This is a genomic window from Janthinobacterium sp. PSPC1-1 (assembly GCF_049897625.1).
Classification (GTDB): Bacteria; Pseudomonadota; Gammaproteobacteria; order Burkholderiales; family Burkholderiaceae_D; genus Janthinobacterium; species Janthinobacterium tructae.
The window spans coordinates 1,607,352-1,629,177 of sequence record NZ_JAFCWP010000001.1 but is presented as its reverse complement, the minus strand read 5'-3'; the positions used below and the strand labels follow the sequence as shown (position 1 = coordinate 1,629,177).

The following is a 21,826-nucleotide window of genomic DNA, read 5'->3' as shown; positions in this document are numbered from 1 at the left end:
CCTCCCCGGCGCCCTTTTCGGCGCCGGTCGTGTATTCTGCGCCTGAATGCGCACTGCACGGCAGTCGCGATCTTTTGTACCGGTTTTTTGTATACTTATTAGGAATGAACATGATTTTGAAGCCAGCCCGCCTGATCTTAGCCCTGGTCGCCGTCGTCGCGATCCCTGCGTTCGCGCAAAACGTCGCCACCGTGAATGGCAAGGCCATCCCATCGTCGCGCGTCGACCAGGTCGTCAAGCAAGTCGTCGCCCAAGGCAAGCAAGCCGATTCGCCGCAATTGCGCGAAGCCATCAAGAAAGACCTGATCGGCCGTGAAGTGCTGATCCAGGAAGCCGACAAGCAAGGCTACGGCACGCGTGCGGAAATCAAGTCGCAGATCGACAATGCCCGTCAAAGCATCATCATCAATGCCCTGCTGGCCGACTACGTCAAGAAGAACCCTGTCAAGGACGCTGAAATCAAGGCCGAGTACGACAAGTTCAAGGCACAGGCCGGCGACAAGGAATACCATGCACGCCACATCCTGGTGGCCACCGAAGCCGAAGCGAAAGACATCATCGCCAAGCTGAAAGGCGGCGCCAAGTTCGAAGAACTGGCGAAAGTATCGAAAGACGGTTCCGCAGCCAATGGCGGCGACCTGGACTGGGCTAGCCCAGCTTCGTACGTGAAGCCATTCTCCGACGCCATGGTGGCCCTGAAACCAGGCCAGGTCACGCAAACGCCCGTGCAATCGCAATTCGGCTTCCACGTGATCAAGCTGGAAGAAACCCGTCCGACGAAGCTGCCGGCACTGGAAGAAGTCAAGGGCCAAGTGGCTGAATCGCTGCAACAGAAGAAACTCGCCGCTTACCGCGATGAGTTGATGAAGAAGGCAAAAATCCAATAATATTGGATGCAGATGAAAAGGCGCTCCACGGGGCGCCTTTTTTACGCCTGAACAGGGGAAAAACAGCATGGACTTGCACGCGGAATTAAAAATCGCACTCGAAGCGGCTGCCGAACCGGGCCGCGCGGCACCCATGCAAGCGTATATGCGCGACCAGTTCGTGTTTCTGGGTGTGGCGGCACCGCAGCGGCGGCTGGCCGCCAGGGACTTGCTGGCGGGCTTGAAAGGCATCGATGCCGATGTGCTGCTGGAACATGCGGAGCGGCTGTGGCAGCAGCCGCAGCGCGAATACCAGCACGTGGCGCTCGACATGCTGGCCCTGCACCGGCACCAGCTGGGTATCGAACACATCCCCGCCCTGCTGGCGCTGGCGCGCCAGCGCGCGTGGTGGGACAGCGTGGACGGCATGGCAGGCATCGTGGGCGACGTGCTGCAGGCGGAACTGCGGCGCGGCGGCGATGTCCATGCGCATATGGTCCCGGCCTTGCAGCACGAGGATTTCTGGCTGCGCCGCATCGCCATGCTGCACCAGCTGGGTTGGCGCGCCGACACGGATGCCGGGTGGCTGTTCGACGCGGCCCTGGCGCTGGCGCATGAAGACGAGTTTTTCATCCGCAAGGCCATCGGCTGGGCCCTGCGCGATTACGCGCGCCACGCGCCGGCAGAGGTGCTCGCTTTTGCTACGGAGCACCGCCAGCAACTATCGCCGCTCAGCTACCGCGAAGCGCTGAAGCACCAGCCACCTTGAACGACTGGCCGCCCAGCAATCGCAGCGCCGCATCGATGCGCGGCGCGGCATCCCAGGCCGGTACGGGCGCCAGCAAGCCCAGCGCCATCTGCCGTAGGGGCTCGGCAATCACCATGGCCAGCAGCAAGCCGGCCGTTTCGGACGCGTCGCCGAGCACCACGTGGCCCAGCGCTGCCTGGCGCTGCAACCACTCGGCCAGCAGGGCCGTGCCCCGCTCGATGCCGTTGCGTTGATATACAGCCAGTAAATCCGCGCGGGCGGGAAACTCCGTGCACAGCAAACGGAACAGGCCGACGGCATCCGCCGTCAGCACGCGCGCCGCCATCGCCTGCAAGATCTCCTTCAACAAGGGCAGCACTTCGCCGGGTGTGGCCGCATCGTGCGCCATGGCCGGCAGGAAGGCATCCGTCCAGCCGCGCACCACCAAGGCCACGAGTTCCTCGCGGTTGGCCGCATATTGATACAGCGACTTTTTTGCCATGCCCGCGTGGCGCGCCACCGCTTCCATGGTCGTGGCCGCATAGCCTTCGTGCAGCAGCAGCCAGGTGGCCGCCTGCACGGCCGCTTCGCGCGCTTCCTCGGGCGGACGCGCCGGACGGCCCCGTCCACGCAAGGCCTTGCTTTCTTCATCCTGCATGCCGGCTCCAGTCTTGATCGATGGGTAATTCTACACTGAAACATATTTAGGAAACGTTATGCGTTTCTTTAATATATAATTGTCGCACCCTAACAAAGGAGAACGACATGACGCAGCATATTGAATTCCCATGGAGCATCACCAACACGGGCGACTTGCTCGACCCGTTTCCCCTGCACCTGGAAACGGGCATCACGCGCCTGGAAGACGGTTGCCTGCTGGTGGCGGCGCGCACGGAACTGCACGGCTGCAGCGGGCGCATGCTGGACTGGTGGTTTACGTTTTTCGAGACGACGCAGCACATCAAGTGGTGGCATCCGCACGACCACGTGGCCCATCACGGCTGGAACAGCGCGTGGAAAAAGGGAGAGAGTTATTACGGCGCTTCGATCGAGGCAGTGGAGTCCTTGGGCGATATTCCACCCGTAAAAGCCAAGCTGAAGTTCCATGATCCGAAGGAAGTATTTGATCCGGCACAACTGCAACTGGCCAAGGACAGCGGCGCCCTGTCGGCTGCCATCTGCGCGCGCATCGGCTTTGGCGAGCACGTGCAACTGGACCCGCACGGTGACCCGCTCGACGGCGAAATGCTGCATTTGACGCGCGACACGCCCACAGGCTGCGTACTGCGCAGCCGCTTCTTGCTGGGACGCAACAGCCTCGATCCCGTGCGCGACGTGCCCGACGTGCTGGGCCTCAATTTGCTGCGCCATTGCTACAGCGAATTTACCTATCTGTCGCGTTTCCTGCCGTCCTTGTACTACGGCGAGCATGCCAACGGCGAAAAGGCGCCGTTGCCCTGGTAAGCAGCCTTACAGCAGCTTGTGCATGCGCGCCAGCGGCAGTTTGATGTCATCGGGCAAGTCGAGGTGAAAATCTTCCGTGACGGCAAAACCGCTGGCCAGGTACAGCGGCACGCCGGGCAAGGTGGCGGCCAGTTCCAGTGCCGTAAAACCGGCGGCCAACGCCTGGCGTTCGCAATGGCGCATCAGCATGCTGCCCAGGCCCTGGCGGGCGGCGCTCGGCTCGACAAAAAAGGCGCGGATGCGACCCGGCTGGCTGGCCGGATCGAGCAGCGGGTCCGGCCCGCTCTTCGCGCGGTCTGCGCCGTACAGGGTGGCGCGCTGGCTCCAGCCGCCGCAGGCCAGCATGGCGCCGTCGCGCTCGATGACGAAATACGTCTTGTCGGCAACGAGCTGCGTATCGACGCCGAACACGTGGCGTGTCACGGCCTGGGCCTGTTCCTGCGTATAAAAGCCCGCGCTCAATTCCACGCCGGAACGGGCGATCAGTGCATTCATGGCGGGCACATCGGCCGGCAGCGCCACGCGCAAGCTGGTCAGGGTGCCAAAGCTGAACCAGGCGCGGCTGATGCGGCCCCGCTCCACCTCATACGTCGCCACCAGCTCCTGCGCAGAAACACCGTCCGGCGTGTCGCCATGGACGATCTCATGGTCGATCACCAGCTTGCCGCAAGCGATGCGGTTGAGCAACTGCGCCTGTGGCCGGCTGGCGGCGAAACGGGCCGCGAAACGGGGGCCGATCTGTGCGCTGCCCGTGGCCAGCAAGGTGTCCGGGTGCTGGAATTGCTGCGCATCATCGGCGTAGATGGCCAGCAAGGCGGGCACGTCGTGGGCGTTGTAGGCATCCAGTTGTGCCTGGACGATGGCGGCGGGCTTGGGGTGAAGAAGGTCGGTCATGGCGCGGCTCCGCGGAGTATGGCTTATTTTATAATGTTTTCTTCCCGTCTACAATGCGCTTCTGTGCATAGGGGAACGGACGCGTCGCGGGACAGCCGCCAGACTGGTCTTTTATACCGATGAGGCCAGCCCATATCCCGACAACGATCTTCCACCGTACTTCTGACCAGCCATGTCAGCGTGCGCGGCGCGCGAGAACATAACCTCAAATGTGTGGACGTGGATATCCCGCGCGACATGCTGGTAGTATTTACGGGCGTGTCCGGTTCCGGCAAGCCCTCGCTGGCCTTCGGCACCCTATTTGCGGAAGCACAGCGGCACAACCCGGAATCCGTCTCGCCCTACGCGCACCATCTGCTCCACCAAATGGCTGGGCCCAAGGTGGACAGAATCAACGGCTTGCCGCCGCGTGACCTTGCAGCAGCTGCGCGGCCACCACGCATTAGTCGGTCGGCAGTGCCACCACTCTGCCCGACCTGCTGCGCATGCTGTATTCGCACGCAGGCGACTATCGACTATCGGATGGCACACCTGAGCCTTGCCGAGCTGTGGATCGATGGCTCCTTACGCCTCCGGCAAGGCCAAGGTGCGCGACGGCAAGAAGCACCTGTAAAAGACCATCGTTGCGCAGCGGATCGCGCACGACCTTGAGGGTTAGCTGGAAGTGCTCCTGGATCTGGGAGATTTGTTGTCAGCACGCCCAGACGCCGGTAACGATAGAGGCCAGAAGTTGGCCAGCGAGGAGCTGGCAAGGAATGACGCTAACTGAGAGTGGCGGCACTGCGCCCCATTTGATTTATTTATATCACAATTTCCCTGTAATAAATATAGAGAATCATAATTTCCCCGAATTTCTAATATGGAAAAATACTTTTTTCCCTATCGCACGTTGCAACAAAAATCTGTATTCATCATCTAAAAAATTTAGAAGAGGAAGGTCAGATACGATTGTTGTTGAGACTAGAACAGGATCTGCCAAGACCACAATTGAAGCAGATCTAACTTCGGCCTCACAAGACGAAAGAAATTTTTTATCTAGATTCAACCAAAACAATACTTCAGAAATTTTTTCAGCGTGCATAAATATTTCATAATCCCGATAATTCAACCTCTTGAGATTATTAAATTTTTTCAACATCTTACGTGAAATATATTTCTCACGAGCCAATAAAAAGAACCCACATACCAATAACACAAGAAAAAACGCAGGAACACCTATTTGCATATATTTAGAATTAACCTCAACATTAAAACCCATTTTTATTGCAATCCAATAGATAGAATTCCCAATAACCCAAGGAATACCAGCAATCACAAATAGCACAGGCGCCATTAAAACCATCGAAGTCTCTTTAATAAAATTACTGAAATTATCACTGGAAAATAAAGAGGAAATATTAATTTCCTTACCTTCATCTCTATTTCTGTATAAAATCACCAAAAATGAAGAAAGAAGCAAATACACAGCAGCGAAACAAATAAATATTTTTGACGTTAAAAAATCATAAGAAAATATTATAGAATCATGATTTTTACTTACCACATCACCAAAAATTCTAAAATGCCTAATCAAGGCCACTAATGCCATTGAAAAAGGCAATATAATTAAAGGTATTAACCACTCGGAACCACCATTATATTTAAAACTTGGAGTCATGCCTCCTATGCTTTTCTGAAAATCCGAACCAATATTTAATTTTTTCATAATTTTTAAAATTAAAATATTTGGAAGTAAGACAATTAAAGAAATGATATTTAATTTTACAATCACCGAACGTAATTTAAGACAGCGCTTAATAACAAAATTTGCACCTACTGAACTTGGCAACTGCGCCGCCAATGCAGCCAGTCTAAACCTCGAAGATTTATCACAAGAAATTAGAACCTCATCAGCGATTTTTTTTCGTATTAGTTTATCTAATTTTGGAGACATACCTGTTAAAAAAATACACTGTTTAAATGCTATCGCTCCAAATTCAGATAAATTATCTCTAAGTGCGATTGTGAGTTTTTCTATTAATTCAGGTTGTGGCAATAAGCCCCCTAATTTAATTACCATGTAGCGGTCAAAATGATCGCCCAAACTCCATCTCGGAGAAAGCAATTTAGATATAGCAAGACTTAAACTCGAAGGTACATCAATTAGCCGCCTAACAAAGCCCTCTTGCAAAATCTCCAATGCACGCATATAAAAATCAGAGTTCCACGAATAATAACCGAGAGAGTTATCAACCGAATTTATTGCAGGAATTATACTTTGAGAAATAGATGCATCTAAAATTATATTTTTTGCAGCTTCAATTATTGGTTCGATTATATTAAAATCTTGAGTTTGCAGCAATGTAACAGCATATTCTCGCCATTGTGGCTCACGCAAGAGTTCATCCGGCGTTATAAATCCAGGATTTTTCGCAATATAATTCGCGAATAAAGTTTCTTGATATCTTCGATGGGAAAATGCAAATCTCCTGTCTCCAGGATGTGCAGTCGAAACATCGTTTCGTCCAATTTTAACGTCGACGAGCGCAGCGATAATATTCTGGAGGCGCTCATTGGTTATGCCAGTAGCACTTAAAGCTAAAAATATCTCATCAAGTTTTGGTGCTAAGCTAAGCGAATTATTTTTTGCAAAAGTAACAGCTAGCAATTCGGCAGACGATAATAAATCATCCCCACTTAACCCGTACTTTCTTGCGGTATAGTCAGGCTCGCGAAATGCCAGTCTTTCGATATGAGAGGTTAACAACTGATGATCATTAACTGGTTGAACTCCCTCATCCTTAACATATCGGCAAAGAAGACTTAAAAAGAGAGGATTATTTCCTAATTTGCTTCTATCCATTGCCAAATGCTGATTCACTAATTCATTTTTCGAACTGTCCAAAAATGAATTTTCAACCAACTGCCTCTGCCGATCATTTGAAAGTGCAATAATTCTAAATTTCTCCCAAGGCAAACTTTCCGGCCCTTTGTATTCCCTAGATGCAAGAACACCTCGACACCCCCCCATTCCTTCCAAAAATTCCCTAATAGCCTCTGAGTATTTTTTCACTGCAGCACTTCCAGTTGCCGCGTGCAAAACCTCAGGAATCTCATCAAAAGAATCAAATAAAAAAAGCCATATTCCTTCGTCTTTATTTTTCACCCAATTTTCTCGAACATAAGCAGATGTATCTGCGTCACCGCGACGAATATTTTCCAATACAAAATTTTCAATTAAGTCCGAATCTATATTACATCCGTCTGCCACATCCAATTCTCTTAAATTAATATATAAAGGAATCGAACCTTTTAAATTTCTAGATTTCTTACCCCGCTCTGAAAGTTGTTTAGCCAAATGACGCAATGCAACACTTTTACCACTTCCCGGCTCTCCTACCAAAAGAATAACTCTTTCAGCGCTATATTCAATCGCTTTAATTAAAGATGAAACACGCCTAATGCCATAAAATTTCTTCCTTGCCAACCTACTAAGAGCAGAAGCATAATATCCACCTTCTATTTCAACCTCTGCTTCTAGGTCCGTAAAATGCTGGTCGTTCCAGTTCTCAGACTTTGCCATATAAGCAAGATCCGCATCTACAACAGAAAAAAATTGCTGTCGCTTTCTAATTATTTTCTTCTTTTCTTTTCCAAAAACAAAAGAAGAGGAACTATTTTTATAAAATTCAAATAATTTCAATAATTGCTCAAGCACTGCGACAAATGCCTTACAAAAAAACACCATTGCAACAAAAATTATAATCAGTAAAAAGAAAATTGCTATAACTCTACTCCACCACCCCCCATCGACAGCTGTGGATATGATGTAATCAAACATTTTCTGAAGTAGTATTATTACCTCCCCAGAAGCATCTTCCTTCAATTCCTCCATATTACCCCCCCCAATAAATATTTAAAATTTAATTGCTAAAAATAATTACAATGCACCACATCGTAATTTTTGATATATATATATGCAAACTCGCCTAATTTTTTTTAAAAACTTATTATTAATAACTTTATTTCAATATGGAAAATTTAATTGTAACATTCATATCATTTATTTTTTGAAATTTTTTATACTATAAATTTACTGAACATTACCGAAAATCGAAAATTTGCCACTATAATCATAGCTAATCATGAAATTTTTTGGAAACAACTTGTCGGCACTATAGAACTATAGCTATTGGAGTAACAATCATGAAATGGGAAGGCAATCGCGAAAGCGACAATGTGGAAGACCACCGTGGCGAAGGAGGCAGTGGTGGCGGCGGTGGCGGCGGCTTTGGTTTTGGTGGGCGCTCGATCGGCATCGGCACCATCGTCATCGCCCTCGTCGGCTCGTATGTGCTGGGCGTCAATCCCCTGACCTTGCTGAATCTGCTCAGCGGCGGTGGCGGCCAGGTCAGCACCCAGCAAAGCCAGTCGCCGGCGCGCCAGCCGCCCGAATCGGACGACATGGCCCGCTTCGTGAAAACCGTGCTGGCCGATACGGAAGACACGTGGGGCGCCCTGTTCAAGGCCGAAGGGGGCACCTATGTGCAACCCAAGCTGGCGCTGTTTTCGGGCAGCATCCCCACAGCCTGCGGCACGGGCCAGAGCGCCAGCGGCCCCTTCTATTGCCCTGGCGACCAGAAAGTCTACCTGGACCTCGATTTCTTCAATCTGATGCAGCAGCGCTTCAAGGTCTCGGGCGAATTTGCGCAAGCGTATGTGATCGCGCATGAAGTGGGCCACCACGTGCAAAACCTGCTGGGCTTGTCCGAAAAGGTCGACAAGGCGCGCCGCACGCAATCGGAGCGCCAGGCCAACGCCATGTCCGTGCGCCTGGAATTGCAAGCCGACTGCTTTGCCGGCGTCTGGGCATTCCACGCGAACGCCGACCGCAAGATCCTGGAACAAGGCGATGTGGAAGCGGCACTGAAAGCGGCCACGGCCATCGGTGACGATGCGCTGCAACGCCAGTCGCAAGGCCATGTCGTGCCCGACTCATTTACGCACGGCACTTCGGAACAGCGCGTGCGCTGGTTCAGCAAGGGCATAGCGAGCGGCCAGATGTCCCAGTGCAACACGTTTGAGGCGCGCCAGCTGTAATGCGGGCAAAGCCAGCATGCCGCCTGGTCTGGCGGCATGCGCTCAGGGCACGCCGACGTCGTAGCGCTTGCCCAGCTTTTTCAGTTCGCCGCTATCGATCAGGCTATTCAGTTCCTGATCGAACTGCAGGCGCAGCTTGTCGAAGGTGGGAGAGCGGGGAAAGGCGAAATAGCCGTTTTGTATGTCGATTACCTTGGGCAAAGGTTTCACCTGGCGAGCATAGCCGAGGCGGGCGATCACGGGGTCGGTATTGCGGCGGTTGCTGACGAACACGTCGACGTGATTGTGCACCAGCATCTTCAAGCCATTTTCCACATTGTTGGCGACGCTGACCTGCAAGCCGGGCCGCACGCGCTCCCATTCCGCGCCATACGCCCAGCCGTTGAGCAGCACCACCCTGCGGTTCTTCAGCACCGCGTAGTCGCCATCCCAGCCAAAGCTGGCGTCCTGGCGCGTATAAAAGACCATCTGGTCCTGGTAAAACGGCTTGTCGGAAAACCCCATGCTGGCGATGCGCTCGGGCGTCTTGTACGGGCCGATCAGGATATCGGCCTGGCCCTGCACCAGCATGGCTTGCGCGCGCGCCCACGGCACCATGCGAAAACGCACGGTATTACCCGTGCGCGCCGCCATCAGGCGCAGCAGTTCGGCGCCCAGTCCGCCATATTCGCCGCTCTCCTGGTACTCGAACACGCGCTCGAACTGCGCGCCCACGGCCAGCAGTTCCCGGGCTGGCGCCTGCGATGGCACAAGCAGCACGGGCCACAGCAGCGCCAGGGCCAGCAGGCGCCGCCCCGCTTTCATCAGCCGACGATGCGCAAGGAGTAATCGGTGGCCCGCACATCCTTGGTCAGGCTGCCGATCGAGATGCGGTCCACGCCCGTTTCGGCAATCGCCCGCACGGTGTCGGCATGGATGCCACCCGACGCCTCGAGCAAGGCGCGGCCGTTGGTGAGGGCCACGGCATCGCGCAGCATGTCGTTGCTGAAGTTATCCAGCAGCACCGAGACGGCGCCCGCATCGAGCGCTTCGCGCAATTGCGCCAGGGTTTCCACCTCGATCTGCACGGGCACGCCCGCGTCGAGGTTGCGCGCGTTTTCCAGGGCCTGGCTGACGCCACCCGCGGCCGCGATATGGTTTTCCTTGATCAGGATGCCGTCGTACAGGGCCAGGCGCTGGTTCTTGCCGCCACCGACGCGTACCGCATACTTTTGCGCCAGGCGCAGGCCCGGCAAGGTCTTGCGCGTATCTAAAATGGACGCCTTGGTGCCCGCCACCACATCGACATACTGGCGCGTGGCCGTGGCCACCGCCGACAGCAGTTGCAGGAAATTGAGGGCGCTGCGCTCGGCCGTGAGCAAGGCGCGCGCCGGCGCCTGGATCGTGCAGACGACGCTGTCGGCCGTCATCATGTCGCCTTCGGCGTAATGCCAAACGATATCGATGCTGCGGTCCAGGCTCTTCATGATGCCTTCGAACCACGGCGCGCCGCACAGCACGGCCGCTTCGCGCACGATGACGCGCGCCGTGACGATGTGGTCGGGCGGCACCAGTTCGCCCGTCAGGTCACACTGGCCCACGTCTTCCAGCAACGCGGCCAGCAGATTGCCTTCGAACGCGCGCGCCAGGGCGGGGTCAAAGGGAGCGAAAGAATTAACGAGGGTACTCATGCTGGACCGATTCCTTGGAACAATGTGGTTTCTTTTGCCAGGTCCGCGCCCGGCTTGAGGCCCGCCTTCTTGGCGGCGGCGAAGTTGAGCATGCGATTGATCGAACGCACGGCCAACTGGCCGACGGCGGGATCGACATGGATTTCGTTGTGCATGTTTTCCAGCGTTTGCGCCAGGTTCAGCAAGCCGTTCATGGCCATCCACGGGCAGTGCGCGCAGCTCTTGCAGGTGGCGCTGTTGCCGGCCGTGGGCGCTTCGATGAAGCGTTTTCCTGGCGCAGCCGCGCGCATCTTGTGCAGGATGCCATTGTCGGTGGCGACGATAAAAGTGTCCGTCTCCATGGTTTGCGCTGCCGCAATCATTTGCGACGTCGAGCCCACCATGTCGGCCAGCGCCACCACGTTGGCGGGCGACTCCGGGTGCACGAGCACCTTGGCTTGCGGATACTCTTCCTTGAGCAAATCGAGTTCGATGCCCTTGAATTCGTCGTGCACGAGGCAACTACCCTGCCACAGCAGCATGTCGGCGCCCGTTTCCTTCTGGATATAAGAACCCAGGTGCTTGTCAGGTGCCCAGAGGATTTTCTTGCCCTGTGCATGCAGGTGGGCAACGATGTCGAGGCCGATGGACGACGTCACCATCCAGTCCGCGCGCGCCTTGACGGCCGCGCTGGTGTTGGCGTAGACGACGACCGTGCGGTCCGGATGGGCATCGCAGAAAGCCGTGAATTCGTCCACCGGGCAACCGAGGTCGAGCGAACAGGTCGCGTCGAGGTCGGGCATTAATACGGTTTTCTCGGGACTGAGGATCTTTGCCGTTTCGCCCATGAAGCGCACGCCGGCCACGACCAGGGTCTTGGCCGGATGGTCGCGCCCGAAACGGGCCATTTCCAGGGAATCGGAGACGCAGCCGCCCGTGGCTTCGGCCAGGTCTTGCAGGTCGGCATCAACGTAGTAGTGGGCAACGAGCACGGCTTCGCGCTCGATCAGCAGGCGCTTGATGCGCGTGATCAGTTCGGCTTTTTCAGCCGGGGATGGCGTCGCTGGCGTGCGTGCCCAGGCGTGGGCAGTGCAGCTGGCTCCGTCTTGTGGATGTTCATACTCGACGGATTTGATGGCTAAAGTTTGCATGGCTGTGTCAAACAAAAACGGGATAGACCGGCACGAACGCAATGAAGCTGGTGCGCCGGAACGAAAAGACCGCGGCGCATCGGTGTGCTGCTGCCGGATGGGCGACTGGCGCGTCATCCGGCATATTGCCTTAGATATTAATCAATCCCTTGGCTTCTGAGGTAATCCTCGTAGTTGCCGCGGTAATCGACCACTTCATCTTCCTTGATCTCGATGATGCGGTTGGCCAGCGAAGACACGAATTCGCGGTCATGCGAGACGAAGATCAGGGTGCCCGCGTATTTTTCCAGCGCGATGTTCAAGGATTCGATCGATTCCATGTCCATGTGGTTGGTCGGTTCATCGAGCATCAGCACGTTGTGGCGGCCCAGCATCAGCTTGCCGTACATCATGCGGCCCTTTTCACCACCGGACAGTACCTTGACGGCCTTTTTCACATCGTCGCCGCCAAACAGCAGGCGGCCCAGGATGGAACGCACGGCCTGGTCATCGTCGCCCTCTTTCGTCCACTGGCCGATCCAGTCGGTCAGGTTCGTATCCTTGGCGAAATCTTCCGTCGGATCTTGCGGCATGTAGCCGACGTTGGCGTTTTCCGCCCACTTCACGCGGCCCTGGTCTGGCTGCAAGCCGGCGATGTCGCCCGCGATGCAACGCAGCATGGTGGTCTTGCCGGCGCCGTTGGCGCCGATGATGGCGATGCGCTCGCCCGCTTCGACCATGATGCTGAAATTCTTGAACAGTTGGCGGTCAAAGCCTTTCGAGATATTCTCGACTTCCACGGCCAGGCGGTGCAATTTCTTTTCGCCGTCGAAACGCACGAACGGATAGGCGCGCGACGATGGCTTGATGTCGTCGACCTTGATTTTTTCGATCTGCTTGGCGCGTGATGTCGCCTGGCGCGCCTTCGACTTGTTGGCGGCGAAGCGGCGCACGAATTCCTGCAACTCGGCAACCTTGTCTTTCGCTTTCGCGTTGTTGGCCAGCTGCTGGTTGCGCGCCTGGGTCGATGCGAACATGTATTCGTCGTAGTTGCCCGGGTAAATCTTCAGGGTGCCGTAGTCCATGTCGGCCACGTGGGTGCAGACCTGGTTCAGGAAGTGGCGATCATGGGAAATGATGATCATGGTGGAGTTGCGCTCGTTGAGCACGTCTTCCAGCCAGCGAATCGTGTTGATGTCCAGGTTATTCGTCGGCTCGTCGAGCAGCAGGATGTCCGGGTTCGAGAACAGCGCCTGCGCCAGCAGCACGCGCAGCTTCCAGCCTGGCGAGACATTGCTCATCGGGCCTTGATGCAGCTCGATGGCGACACCGGCGCCCAGCAGCAGTTCGCCCGCGCGCGATTCGGCCGTGTAGCCGTCGTATTCGGACACTTTGCCTTCCAGATCGGCGGCCTGCATATAGTCGTCGTCGGTCGCTTCCGGGTTCGCGTAGATCGCGTCGCGTTGCTGGATGGCGGCCCACATTTCCGTGTGGCCCATCATGACCACGTCGAGCACGCGCATGTCTTCAAACGCGAACTGGTCCTGGCGCAGCTTGCCCAGGCGCTCGTTGGTATCGAGCATGACATTGCCGCCCGATGGGTCCAGGTCGCCGCCCAGGATTTTCATGAACGTCGACTTGCCGCAGCCGTTGGCGCCGATCAAGCCATAGCGGTTGCCGTCGCCGAACTTGACGGAGATATTCTCAAACAATGGCTTGGCGCCAAACTGCATCGTAATATTTGCGGTTGATAGCATGTGATATTGGGTCTTTATTCAGTGAAAACAGCTAGTTAAGTACTTTTCTTCCATTATACAGCACCGACCCTCTTCCACTCCATAGTGGTCCAGCAGGCGCACCCTGAGTAAATGCGGAGAAATACACGAGGGAGATGATGGCAAGAAAATACTATTGCCGCAATTCTATTTAACGGATAACCTGCGTGGCATCCGTTTTCCACTCATCACCTCACAGGCATCACTTGAAAAAAACTACCATTGCCGCCGCCGTGGCCGTCATTGCCCTTGCTGTCACCGCCTACGCTTCGCCGTACTACGCCTTGCACCAGATCAAGACCGCCCTGGCCGAACGCAACGCCGAGGCTCTGGCCGGGCACGTGGACTTCCCTGCCCTGCGCGCCAGCGTCAAGACGCAGCTGGAGGCCAGCATGGCGCGCAGCATCGAGGCGACAGCCGGCAGCGGCAACCCGCTGGCCGCCCTCGGCCAGTCGATCGCCAGCGCCATGCTGGGCAAGATGGTCGACACCATGGTCTCGCCCGCAGGCGTGGTGGCGCTGGTCAACAAAAGCGCCGTCAGCCCGCAAGCAAGCGACACGGCAGATGCGCCGGCAGATGGCGCACGGAAAAAGGCCGACTATTCGGCAGGCTATGCCGGCGTGAACACCTTCGTCGTGCGCGCCAAGGAGGGCAATGCGCAGGAAGGTGCACTGGTCCTGCTGCGCCATGGCGTGTGGGGCTGGAAGCTGAGTTCGATCGAAATTGCGTCGGCGATGGCTGGGCACCAGGAGTGAGGTTGCCAATATTATTCGGCGTTATTATGCGACGAGTATTTAAGCGCAAAAGCGATGAAGTTTAAAGTAAAAACACACCTTTCACGACACACATATCCAATGAAAAAACTTGCATTTATTTCCGCATCCTCCATAACAGCACTGCTTATAGCAAGCCATTCGATTGCAGATGATTACGTTCGAAAACCTGCATTCAAGGCCAGCACAGATGGCTTTATCAAAGAAGAAGTTGTTCGCATAAAGAAATTTCAAAGTACTTTAGATCGTGAAACAAAGGCTGCCTTGCCAGGTTATTTGCAAGCCTCTTTCAACTCTTCTCAAGACTCACTCCCCAAAAATTTCAAAGGGAATAGTTGCCGCGCAATCGCAAAAGCATTAATCCCTCTCAAACCAGAAAAAGATGCATTTGAAACTTCTGCGGCTTACGAAATGAGGGCAGGTAAAATTCGGGAAGAAAAACTGTACGGCAATGTGAGGGCCAATAGCCTTTTAGCATTTGTAGACCCCATCAATATTGATTGGCGCTCCTATGATCCTGATTCGCGAAAAATGACTGTCAATAAGTCAATATTATTTGGCCAAAAAATATGGGACAATGGCCCAGCCAATAGAGCGGTTGATCTGGATGCAAAGAAGGAATACAGCAAGGCATATACTGCCACAACTGGCTTTGGCGAAACCATCAATGCCACAAGCATTCTTTATAATGTTTGCGCTGTAGCATTTGAAAACCTGGATATTTCCGGAGACTCGGACATTTCTTCGTCCTTCGAAGTTGCACCAGAAATTGCGCGTAAGCTCAAAGGTAATTTACGCGCGCTATACATAGGAAAGCTCACTACTCCCTTCATGGGGGAGTATCACCGATATGCCGACGCTACAGTAATCGATCCCGTTCAACTGATGTCTGGCGGTGACATTATCGTGATCAATCTTGAACAGATATGGCTGTTTGACTCAGAAACGGGAACTATTCTGTCAAAAATCCAACGATAAATATTTTTCTCTTCAAGCAAAGTCCGCGTCGAACTGCAAAACATGGCGCACGCCAGGAAATGTGCAAAACAGCAATCTGATACACAATGCATCTCATTTGTATCTGCGGTCAGGCGCGTCCAAGTCCGCCTGACCGCAAGCATTCCAGGAGATTTCATGCTGAAACACACGGCCTTATCGCTGACCATGGCCCTTGCCAGCGCCGCGCCATTCGCCCACGTCCTCGATGGCACAGCCGGGAGCAGCCACTCTGTCGCCGCGCGCATGCAGGCGGAAACGTCCAGCGCCGCCGATCCCGACGCCCCCGCGCCGCTGCCCGTGTCCAGCGACATTTCACTGGCCGAACTGGAGCGCCGCTGGGCGCTGGGACAGGCACAAGCCGCCGAAAAAAACTTCAGCAGTGCGCTCGACCCGGCCGCGCTGAAGGCCCTGGCGCAGCAGATGCAATGCATGGATATCGTCGGCGTGCAGGCGTATGGCTTCCCACTGGATCGGGCGCATCCTGCAGTGCTGAGCGGTGCGCACCTGCTGGCGCGCTGCCCGGACAGGGCCTACCTGACGATCACGGCGATGTCGATGGCGGGCAAGAATGGCAACCGCGTCACGATTTCGCCGCAGTCATTCAACCAGACCGTGGATGGCAAGCCCGCGCGGCGCCTGTATTACAAGGCGCCCAACGGACGCCAGAAGGAAACGCTGACCATCGTCGATGGCAGTTATGTGTATGCGCTCGAATACTGGTCGCTCGATGACAGCCAGCAGAGCGGCATGGTCGGCATGCGCCGCATGGAAGCATTGACGTTTCCACAATAACAAGGGAAGTTATCTTGCAGGGGCAAGCCCGGAGCAAAGTCTTGTCGGCTGTAAACGGCAGTGGCCGGCGGCAAACATGCCGCCGGCCACGTTCAGACACCGCTGCTTACATGCCCAGGGACTTGAGCAGGTCGGCGTTGTCGTCGTCTTCCGGTTCTACTACTGGTGCCGGGGCGGCGCCGCGTTCGCGGTTCGCGTATTCCGTATCCATCAGCGAGTCGGCATCGACTTCGCGCGAATCGAAATCGTGCAACTTGATGAACTCGGTACGGTCGATCGCCAGTTCCAGATAGAAAATATTGTTCTTTTCCGTGTAGAAGGTGACGCGGCGCATTTCCGGGCGGTCCAGCGGCGTGTCAACGCTGAGCATCACCTGCTTGTTCAGCACCAGCATCTTCGGCTGGCTCTGGGTGATGTTCGTTTGCAGTTCGCGCCGCACCTTGCCCGTGAAGTCGCCCACGATCTGGTTCATCAGCTCGCCCATGATGTTCGACACTTCGTCCGACGTGTAGAAATTGGCCAGTTCCGACTTCGGCATACCCATGTGCAACATGTAGCGCTCGTAGATTTCCATCGCCGTATCGGCGGCAAAATTGAGCACCACCAGGCCCGTGAAACCACCATCGAACATCACGAAGCAACCGATGTCCGGCTTCAGGCCGGTCTTCGTGATGCGCTGCACCATGCCTGAATAATTGACTCTGCTTTGCGTTGCAACATTGAGCACCCGAACCACCGAGTTGCACAAACTCATCAACAAATCTTCTGTACCGTACACAACATCCTTTTCTGCATCCATGAGCAACCTCTCCTACTATTTTAAAGATGACAGCACTGCTTCCCTGCCCGTTGCGAGCGGAAACACGACAGTTTCGCTCAGCAAGCGGACGACTTCACCTTTGCATGCCTGACCTTGCCTGGCAGTGCGAGCCGCGTTGCCGCCAGCACGAACCGCCCTCTTACTTTTTTCTGTATAGAAATAAGTATCAGATGCGCAGAATACCCAGATGTAACATTTCCGTCCAGCCATACCTGCATTTACTTGATGATCTGTGCGGAAATGTCATACGCCGCCGCCTGCGGCGCCACAGTGCCGGAGGCTAGCCGCGCATGCTCAAGGCCAGGGGCCGAGGCTTGGCAGGCCGCGCCGCGCCGGTCTGCGTGGCCGGTGGCGCGTCCTTCAGGCGAAACACTTGCACGGCGTGCGACAGCTGCGCCGCCTGATCCTGCATGGCATTGGCCGCGGCAGCCGCTTCCTCGACCAGGGCTGCATTTTGCTGCGTCACCTGGTCCATCTGGCTGATGGCTTCATTCACCTGCTCGATGCCGAGGCGCTGCTCTTCGCTCGCATCCGTAATCTCGCCGATGATGGCGCTCAGGCGCTGAACGCTATCCACCACGTCCTGCATGGTGGCACCGGCCTGGTCGACCAGCTTGCTGCCCGCGCCCACCTTGTCCACCGAATCATCGATCAAGCCCTTGATTTCCTTGGCGGCGCTGGCCGAACGCTGGGCCAGGTTGCGCACTTCCGTGGCCACCACGGCAAAACCGCGCCCCTGCTCACCTGCGCGGGCAGCCTCCACGGCGGCATTCAGGGCCAGGATATTCGTCTGGAAGGCGATGCCGTCGATCACGCCGATGATGTCGGCAATCTTGCGCGAGGAATCATTGATCGAACCCATGGTCTGCACCACTTCGGACACCACCGCACCGCCCTTGACAGCCACAGCAGACGCCGCCGACGCCAGCGAGCGCGCCGCCAGCGCATTGTCCGCATTCTGCTTGACGGCCGCAGTCAGCTCTTCCATCGACGATGCCGTTTCTTCCAGCGAACTGGCCTGCTGTTCCGTGCGCGATGACAAGTCCATGGTCCCGACGGCGATCTGCGCAGAAGCAGTGGCGATGGTATCGGTACCGCCGCGCACTTCACCCACGATGCCAATCAGCGCCGTGTTCATGTCGCGCAGGGCGGCCATCAGCTGGCCCGTTTCATCTTGCGAACGCACGACGATATCGCTGCTCAGGTCGCCCTGCGCCACGCGCTGGGCAACCGCCACCGCCTCGACCAGCGGGCGCGTGATATTGCGGGTCAACAAGATCGCCAGCATGCAAGCCAGCAACGCAGCGATGGCGCCGCCGCCCAGCAAGACCCACGTCGTGCGCGACTGCAAGGCGGCCGCTTCCTGGCCGCGTTGCCTTAATAACATACTTTCCGTCTTGCCTATGTCGGCGAGCAAGATACGCATCGCATCCATGGCTGCCTTGCCCTTGCCGGCCTGCTCCGCTGCGACCACGGCGTCGAGGCTGCCATCGATAGCCGCCGCGCGGCGCAAGGCGATCACGGGATCGATGGCCGTCGCCAGCCATTGCTGCTGAGCACCTTCCAATGCCTTCAGCCGCGCCAGCTGGGCAGGGTTGTCGGCAGTCAAGGCGCGGATCTTTTGCAAGTGTTCGGCAAAGCCGCGCTGGCCGCTTGCCAACGGTTCCAGCGAGCTATCCTTGCCGGTCAGTGCAAAGCCGCGCTCGCCGGTCTCGATGTTGATCAGGCTTTCGAGCAAGGCATTGGCCTCGCCCATGACCTCGTACGTATGGATATTCAGTCCATTGGCCTCACCCAGGCGGGAAAAATTCGCTTGCGCAGACGCGACCAGTATCGCCAGCAAGGCGATGACGGCGCCAAAGGCCAGGTACAGGCGGGTGCCGATCTTCAAGTTGGACAATGCCATTTTCGTACTCCAGTAAGAACAAACATCAAGGCGCCATCATAGCGATAAAAATGGAAACATTTGTTGCTGATGGGATACAATTTATATCTTATCGTCTTTTTATAATTTCCATGGATCGCTTGTCTGCCCTGTTGCTGCGCTTTGGATTCTCAGCCGACACCTTCTTCCAGGGAACGTTTTGCGGCAACAAGCACTTTCCCGCGCAGCCGGGAAGGGGCCATCTGCACCTGGTGCGCGAAGGGCCGGCGACCTTCGTCCACGCAGACGGCACCCGGCTGCACGTCGATGCGCCCACGCTGATTCTCTACCCGCGCCCACAGGCGCATGGTCTGCATACGGGTGCCGGCACGGCGCAGCTGTTATGCGCCAGCGTGCATCTGGCGGGCGACGGCGAGGCCGCGATCGACAGCCTGCCGGCCTGCCTCCAGGTGCCGCTGGCGCAATTGCCGGCCATGGCTGGCGTACTCGAGCTGCTGTTCGACGAGGCGCAGCATGGCGGGCTGGGGCAGAAACTGGTGCTCAACCGCTTGTGCGACGTGCTGATCGTCCAGTTGCTGCGCCATGCGCTGGCCAACCATCTCATGTCGGCCGCATGCCTGCTCGACCCGTCCGATGCCGTCCTCGCCAACGCCATGACGGCCATGCGCGACCATCCCGGGCGCCAATGGACGGTGGCATCACTGGCGACCCTGTGCGGCATGTCGCGCAGCCGCTTCGCGCGCCAGTTCCACGCGGTCATCGGTTGCCCGCCGGCCGCTTACCTGACGGGCCAGCGCATGTTGCGCGCCCAGGCGCTGCTCCAGCAAGGCCGGCTGGTGCAGGATGTCGCGCTGGAAGTGGGCTATGCCAGCCAGCCGGCTTTCACCCGTGCCTTCCGCGCCAGCACCAGGCTGTCGCCGCGTGACTGGCTGACACAGGCGGGCCGGGCCGATTCCCGGCCCGCTTGACAGGCGCGTCCGCTAAAAATCGAGCGCCCGCAAGACCACGCTGCTGACCCGCAGGTCGCGGCTCAGATAAGCGAAGGCGCGCTGGCCGATGCGCAGGCGGTGGGTGTCGAAGATGAGCAGCCAGTCGCCGCCCTGGCCCTGGTCCAGGCTGCGCAATGCCGTCACGCTGATACGGCAAGTCTTTTCCACGCCGAAGACGGTCAGATGAAAGCGGATGGCGTCGCCCGCCGGTTCGAGCGCGATGCTGTCGCGCAGGATGTCATAGGGCATGGCCGCCGCCGCTCATGTGGCGACGTTGGCCATAGCAGCGGCATGCCGTGGCAAGTCGATGATGAAGACGCAGCCATGGCCAGGCACGCTTTTCGCGCTCAAGGTGCCGTCATTCGCTTCCACGCTGCGTCGGGCAATCGACAGGCCCAAGCCCAGGCCCGTCTTGTTGGCGCCGCCTTGCGTAAAGGGCAGGAACATGTCGTCAGCGGCCTGTGGGGACAGGCCGGCGCCGTTGTCTTCCACTTCGATCCTGATCCGCTCGCCGTGTGCATACGCGCGCAGCACCACCGTACCCTTTGGCGAGCCAAACTTGAAGGCATTCTGCAGCAGATTGCCCACGGCGGAGAGCAGCAAATCCTGGTCCGCATTGAGCTGCAGCAAGGGGGCAACCTCGTCCACGATCAAGGTGCAGCGCAGCAACTCCGCTTCCAGGCTGGCCGAATAGCTCAGTTCACTGATGAAGTTATCCAAGGAAAAGACCGAACGTTGCAAGGTCAGGCCCGCCTCCACCCGCACCTCCGCCAGCGAGCGGTCGATCAGGGTCCGCAAACCCACGAGGCTGCGGTCGAGCACGGCGCCAGTGGCGCCCGTCACGCCCATGCCGCCCTGCTTGATCGCCGCGACGGCCAGGCCTGCCGTGCCCAGGTGATTGCGCAGTTCATGGGCGAAAAAGCCGATACGCTGGCTCAGTGCCAGTGCCTGCTCGTTGGCGATGAGCACATCGCGCCGCTGGATAAATTCAGAGACGGCTTCGGCAATGCCGTTGTCGAGGCAACGGTTCAGCGTCCTGAATTCCTCGACGGCAAATTGCTCGTCCAGCGCCACGGCCAGATCGCTGACGGCCTGGCACAGGTCGCCATAATCGTGCACCACCTGGCTGACGGAATAGCCGAGCGCCAGCAATTGCCCGCCGTGCGTGCTGGCGCTATCGGCCAGTTCCGATGTACCCGCCGCACTGCCGTCGGCGGGGCCGGAAATGGCCAGTCCCTTCGCCATCTGGCCCGCCTCCTCCGCCTTCAGGGTGCGGATCAGCTGATCGAGGAAGATGGGTATGCCTTCCCTTAACTGTATGTCAGTCGAAAAACGCAGGGGCCGCTTGGCCACTTTGTCACGGCAACGGCGCTCAAGCTCGGCGCGATTTTCCGCTAGGAATACATGCATCATGGCGTTTTCGGCAATCTCAATGGTTAAGAACAAGCCAGCCTAGCGCGATGACCCGTCAAGCACCGTCTGTTACCGTACATACCTAGATACTTGCGCGCACGCATCGGCCATCCCCTGTGCTATTGTCACCGCATACATAACCAAGCAGGTGCCCCAGATGCAAAACATCGTTACCAGCGTTTCGTTCCGCTACATCGATCCGCGCCACAAAGAGCCGGGCCCGAGCAGGGAATTCATCAACCAGAACATCCTGCTGCCGTCGGGTGCCCATCTGCCGCGCATGGGCGAAGCCATCGAACTGATGCACTGGGACTTGAACCGCGACATGAAATCGGGCGTGTATTCCGTCCTGTTCATCCACACGCGCATCGCCTTGTTTAACGGCAACGACAAGCCTTCCGGCTGGCATACGACGATCACCGTGGGACCGCAATCCGACGAAATCGACGCGCGCTTCCTCACTGCCCCCTCCTGACGCCCGTGCGGCCCTTGTTGCAGCCAGGCCCAAACACCTAAAATACTGCTTCAGATTAAACATGACCATGACGGC

20 protein-coding genes and 1 pseudogene are annotated in these 21,826 nt (G+C 56.6%); 10 read left to right on the top strand and 11 right to left on the bottom strand.

The window, feature by feature from the left end; genetic code table 11:
• The first annotated feature begins 110 nt into the window (after positions 1-110).
• Positions 111-887, top strand: a complete 777-nt coding sequence (locus ACP7EG_RS07265) for a peptidylprolyl isomerase (protein WP_096235565.1) — start codon at positions 111-113, stop codon at positions 885-887.
• A 67-nt stretch (positions 888-954) separates the two neighbouring features.
• Entirely contained in the window at positions 955-1,635 is a 681-nt protein-coding gene (locus ACP7EG_RS07260; RefSeq protein ID WP_426087075.1) for a DNA alkylation repair protein, read from the top strand.
• On the opposite strand, the gene ACP7EG_RS07255 is transcribed toward ACP7EG_RS07260, so the two are convergent.
• The gene (locus ACP7EG_RS07255) at positions 1,598-2,272 is read right to left on the bottom strand and encodes a TetR/AcrR family transcriptional regulator (RefSeq protein ID WP_426087074.1); all 675 of its coding nucleotides are present in this window, start codon (positions 2,270-2,272) and stop codon (positions 1,598-1,600) included. The two genes, ACP7EG_RS07260 and ACP7EG_RS07255, sit on opposite strands and share 38 nt — an antisense overlap.
• A 107-nt stretch (positions 2,273-2,379) precedes the next feature.
• On the opposite strand from ACP7EG_RS07255, the gene ACP7EG_RS07250 reads away from it, so the two are divergent.
• The gene (locus ACP7EG_RS07250; protein WP_426087073.1) at positions 2,380-3,078 is read left to right on the top strand and encodes a DAPG hydrolase family protein; all 699 of its coding nucleotides are present in this window, start codon (positions 2,380-2,382) and stop codon (positions 3,076-3,078) included.
• Positions 3,079-3,084: 6 nt separating this feature from the next.
• Here ACP7EG_RS07250 and ACP7EG_RS07245 read toward each other — a convergent pair whose 3' ends face one another.
• On the bottom strand, positions 3,085-3,972 hold the full coding sequence (locus tag ACP7EG_RS07245; RefSeq protein ID WP_426087072.1) for a GNAT family N-acetyltransferase: 888 nt from the start codon (positions 3,970-3,972) through the stop codon (positions 3,085-3,087).
• A 132-nt stretch (positions 3,973-4,104) separates the two neighbouring features.
• On the opposite strand from ACP7EG_RS07245, the pseudogene ACP7EG_RS07240 reads away from it, so the two are divergent.
• Positions 4,105-4,484 (top strand): annotated as a pseudogene (locus ACP7EG_RS07240) (excinuclease ABC subunit A); the annotation flags it as partial.
• 323 nt (positions 4,485-4,807) lie between these two features.
• Here the strand turns inward: ACP7EG_RS07240 and ACP7EG_RS07235 are convergent.
• A complete protein-coding gene (locus tag ACP7EG_RS07235) occupies positions 4,808-7,846 on the bottom strand; it encodes an NACHT domain-containing protein (protein ID WP_426087071.1) in 3,039 nt (1,012 codons plus the stop codon).
• 311 nt (positions 7,847-8,157) lie between these two features.
• Between ACP7EG_RS07235 and ypfJ the strand changes: the two genes are divergently transcribed.
• Positions 8,158-9,051 (top strand): KPN_02809 family neutral zinc metallopeptidase, encoded by an 894-nt coding sequence (ypfJ, locus tag ACP7EG_RS07230; RefSeq protein ID WP_426087070.1) that lies wholly within the window; start codon positions 8,158-8,160, stop codon positions 9,049-9,051.
• Positions 9,052-9,093: 42 nt separating this feature from the next.
• On the opposite strand, the gene ACP7EG_RS07225 is transcribed toward ypfJ, so the two are convergent.
• From ACP7EG_RS07225 to ACP7EG_RS07210, 4 genes are all read right to left on the bottom strand, one after another.
• Positions 9,094-9,855, bottom strand: coding sequence for a substrate-binding periplasmic protein (locus tag ACP7EG_RS07225; RefSeq protein WP_426087069.1), 762 nt, complete (start codon positions 9,853-9,855; stop codon positions 9,094-9,096).
• The gene (gene nadC, locus ACP7EG_RS07220) at positions 9,855-10,721 is read right to left on the bottom strand and encodes a carboxylating nicotinate-nucleotide diphosphorylase (protein WP_426087068.1); all 867 of its coding nucleotides are present in this window, start codon (positions 10,719-10,721) and stop codon (positions 9,855-9,857) included. Before nadC ends, ACP7EG_RS07225 begins: the two co-directional genes overlap by 1 nt.
• Entirely contained in the window at positions 10,718-11,851 is a 1,134-nt protein-coding gene (gene nadA, locus ACP7EG_RS07215) for a quinolinate synthase NadA (protein WP_426087067.1), read from the bottom strand. Before nadA ends, nadC begins: the two co-directional genes overlap by 4 nt.
• 137 nt (positions 11,852-11,988) lie before the next feature.
• The gene (locus tag ACP7EG_RS07210; protein ID WP_071077220.1) at positions 11,989-13,587 is read right to left on the bottom strand and encodes an ABC-F family ATPase; all 1,599 of its coding nucleotides are present in this window, start codon (positions 13,585-13,587) and stop codon (positions 11,989-11,991) included.
• A gap of 224 nt (positions 13,588-13,811) precedes the next feature.
• Between ACP7EG_RS07210 and ACP7EG_RS07205 the strand changes: the two genes are divergently transcribed.
• The 3 genes from ACP7EG_RS07205 (at position 13,812) to ACP7EG_RS07195 (ending at position 16,169) form a co-directional block, all read left to right on the top strand.
• Positions 13,812-14,360 carry a DUF2939 domain-containing protein gene (locus ACP7EG_RS07205; RefSeq protein WP_426087066.1) on the top strand — a complete coding sequence of 183 codons (549 nt, stop codon included), beginning with the start codon at positions 13,812-13,814 and terminating at the stop codon, positions 14,358-14,360.
• Positions 14,361-14,414: 54 nt separating this feature from the next.
• Entirely contained in the window at positions 14,415-15,356 is a 942-nt protein-coding gene (locus ACP7EG_RS07200; RefSeq protein ID WP_426087065.1) for a hypothetical protein, read from the top strand.
• Positions 15,357-15,512: 156 nt separating this feature from the next.
• The gene (locus tag ACP7EG_RS07195; RefSeq protein WP_426087064.1) at positions 15,513-16,169 is read left to right on the top strand and encodes a hypothetical protein; all 657 of its coding nucleotides are present in this window, start codon (positions 15,513-15,515) and stop codon (positions 16,167-16,169) included.
• Positions 16,170-16,275: 106 nt separating this feature from the next.
• Here ACP7EG_RS07195 and ACP7EG_RS07190 read toward each other — a convergent pair whose 3' ends face one another.
• Both ACP7EG_RS07190 and ACP7EG_RS07185 read right to left on the bottom strand, forming a co-directional pair.
• Positions 16,276-16,968, bottom strand: a complete 693-nt coding sequence (locus ACP7EG_RS07190) for a DUF3334 family protein (RefSeq protein WP_071077212.1) — start codon at positions 16,966-16,968, stop codon at positions 16,276-16,278.
• A 301-nt stretch (positions 16,969-17,269) separates the two neighbouring features.
• Complete coding sequence (locus ACP7EG_RS07185; protein ID WP_426087063.1) at positions 17,270-18,895, bottom strand: methyl-accepting chemotaxis protein; 1,626 nt, start codon at positions 18,893-18,895, stop codon at positions 17,270-17,272.
• Between the two features lie 110 nt (positions 18,896-19,005).
• Between ACP7EG_RS07185 and ACP7EG_RS07180 the strand changes: the two genes are divergently transcribed.
• Positions 19,006-19,842, top strand: coding sequence for a cupin domain-containing protein (locus tag ACP7EG_RS07180; RefSeq protein WP_426087062.1), 837 nt, complete (start codon positions 19,006-19,008; stop codon positions 19,840-19,842).
• Positions 19,843-19,854: 12 nt separating this feature from the next.
• Here the strand turns inward: ACP7EG_RS07180 and ACP7EG_RS07175 are convergent, their stop codons facing one another.
• A complete protein-coding gene (locus tag ACP7EG_RS07175; protein WP_426087061.1) occupies positions 19,855-20,112 on the bottom strand; it encodes a DUF1488 family protein in 258 nt (85 codons plus the stop codon).
• Between the two features lie 12 nt (positions 20,113-20,124).
• Positions 20,125-21,276, bottom strand: a complete 1,152-nt coding sequence (locus ACP7EG_RS07170) for a sensor histidine kinase (RefSeq protein WP_426087060.1) — start codon at positions 21,274-21,276, stop codon at positions 20,125-20,127.
• A 157-nt stretch (positions 21,277-21,433) separates the two neighbouring features.
• Between ACP7EG_RS07170 and ACP7EG_RS07165 the strand changes: the two genes are divergently transcribed.
• Entirely contained in the window at positions 21,434-21,751 is a 318-nt protein-coding gene (locus ACP7EG_RS07165) for a hypothetical protein (RefSeq protein ID WP_282407200.1), read from the top strand.
• Positions 21,752-21,826: the final 75 nt, after the last annotated feature.

What these genes read in the sequence shown, in the direction of transcription:
- ACP7EG_RS07265 (WP_096235565.1), top strand. Translation starts at nt 111, where the DNA reads ATGATTTTGAAGCCAGCCCGCCTGATCTTAGCCCTGGTCGCCGTCGTC.
- ACP7EG_RS07260 (WP_426087075.1), top strand. Translation starts at nt 955, where the DNA reads ATGGACTTGCACGCGGAATTAAAAATCGCACTCGAAGCGGCTGCCGAA.
- ACP7EG_RS07255 (WP_426087074.1), bottom strand. Translation starts at nt 2,272, where the DNA reads ATGCAGGATGAAGAAAGCAAGGCCTTGCGTGGACGGGGCCGTCCGGCG.
- ACP7EG_RS07250 (WP_426087073.1), top strand. Translation starts at nt 2,380, where the DNA reads ATGACGCAGCATATTGAATTCCCATGGAGCATCACCAACACGGGCGAC.
- ACP7EG_RS07245 (WP_426087072.1), bottom strand. Translation starts at nt 3,972, where the DNA reads ATGACCGACCTTCTTCACCCCAAGCCCGCCGCCATCGTCCAGGCACAA.
- ACP7EG_RS07235 (WP_426087071.1), bottom strand. Translation starts at nt 7,846, where the DNA reads ATGGAGGAATTGAAGGAAGATGCTTCTGGGGAGGTAATAATACTACTT.
- ypfJ (WP_426087070.1), top strand. Translation starts at nt 8,158, where the DNA reads ATGAAATGGGAAGGCAATCGCGAAAGCGACAATGTGGAAGACCACCGT.
- ACP7EG_RS07225 (WP_426087069.1), bottom strand. Translation starts at nt 9,855, where the DNA reads ATGAAAGCGGGGCGGCGCCTGCTGGCCCTGGCGCTGCTGTGGCCCGTG.
- nadC (WP_426087068.1), bottom strand. Translation starts at nt 10,721, where the DNA reads ATGAGTACCCTCGTTAATTCTTTCGCTCCCTTTGACCCCGCCCTGGCG.
- nadA (WP_426087067.1), bottom strand. Translation starts at nt 11,851, where the DNA reads ATGCAAACTTTAGCCATCAAATCCGTCGAGTATGAACATCCACAAGAC.
- ACP7EG_RS07210 (WP_071077220.1), bottom strand. Translation starts at nt 13,587, where the DNA reads ATGCTATCAACCGCAAATATTACGATGCAGTTTGGCGCCAAGCCATTG.
- ACP7EG_RS07200 (WP_426087065.1), top strand. Translation starts at nt 14,415, where the DNA reads ATGAAGTTTAAAGTAAAAACACACCTTTCACGACACACATATCCAATG.
- ACP7EG_RS07195 (WP_426087064.1), top strand. Translation starts at nt 15,513, where the DNA reads ATGCTGAAACACACGGCCTTATCGCTGACCATGGCCCTTGCCAGCGCC.
- ACP7EG_RS07190 (WP_071077212.1), bottom strand. Translation starts at nt 16,968, where the DNA reads ATGGATGCAGAAAAGGATGTTGTGTACGGTACAGAAGATTTGTTGATG.
- ACP7EG_RS07185 (WP_426087063.1), bottom strand. Translation starts at nt 18,895, where the DNA reads ATGGCATTGTCCAACTTGAAGATCGGCACCCGCCTGTACCTGGCCTTT.
- ACP7EG_RS07180 (WP_426087062.1), top strand. Translation starts at nt 19,006, where the DNA reads ATGGATCGCTTGTCTGCCCTGTTGCTGCGCTTTGGATTCTCAGCCGAC.
- ACP7EG_RS07175 (WP_426087061.1), bottom strand. Translation starts at nt 20,112, where the DNA reads ATGCCCTATGACATCCTGCGCGACAGCATCGCGCTCGAACCGGCGGGC.
- ACP7EG_RS07170 (WP_426087060.1), bottom strand. Translation starts at nt 21,276, where the DNA reads ATGATGCATGTATTCCTAGCGGAAAATCGCGCCGAGCTTGAGCGCCGT.
- ACP7EG_RS07165 (WP_282407200.1), top strand. Translation starts at nt 21,434, where the DNA reads ATGCAAAACATCGTTACCAGCGTTTCGTTCCGCTACATCGATCCGCGC.